At 44.8% G+C, this 696-nt stretch carries 1 protein-coding gene; it reads left to right on the top strand.

The window, feature by feature from the left end; translation table 11 throughout:
* Window positions 1-114: 114 nt before the first annotated feature.
* The coding region (locus ABT56_RS23785) for an ISNCY family transposase (protein ID WP_169753962.1) at window positions 115-696 on the top strand (582 nt) is incomplete at its 3' end.

Raw genomic sequence — 696 nt, 5'->3', positions numbered from 1 at the left:
GGTGATAGCCCAAAGTTAAAATGTCTCTTTTCTGCAAAGCTAAAATGTCCCGTTTTTACCTATCTTAATTCGTATCTATTTGGTTGATACGAGCTTTAAATGATGTTGGTAACTATGAATGACAAAGAGATTTTAAAACTTGGTGCTATCCGAGATGTTTGTGAAAAACGGATCCGTCGTGCAGATGCTGCCCGTGTTCTTTCCCTTAGCGTTCGTCAAGTTCAGCGACTCGTAACACGCTTTCGACAACATGGCGCTGAGGCCATTGTTCATCAACGCCGCGGTCAACCTTCGAGTAACCGAATTAACCGTTCAGTGAAACTTCGATGTTTGGTTTTGATCCGTGAACATTACACAGACTTTGGTCCAACACTTGCCCATGAAAAACTGACTGAACGCCATGACATTCATGTTTCTGTTGAAACGCTCCGTCAATGGATGATCGCAGACGGCCTCTGGGTTCCTCACGCCAAGCGTAAGCCTCGTGTTTACCAACCTCGTTACCGCCGTGATTGTCTTGGTGAGCTTGTTCAAATCGACGGCTCTCACCATGATTGGTTTGAAGGTCGCAGTCCTAAATGCTGCCTCTTGGTTTACATCGATGACGCTACGGGTCGATTGATGAATCTGAGATTTAGCGAAACTGAATCCGCTTTCGATTACATGGTCACTACACGTGAATATATTGACCAACAT

Origin of the sequence: Photobacterium aquae, from assembly GCF_001029445.1 — a bacterium.
GTDB lineage: Bacteria > Pseudomonadota > Gammaproteobacteria > Enterobacterales > Vibrionaceae > Photobacterium > Photobacterium aquae.
Note: the sequence above shows the minus strand (reverse complement) of the source record. Positions and strands in the feature narration are given on the sequence as shown.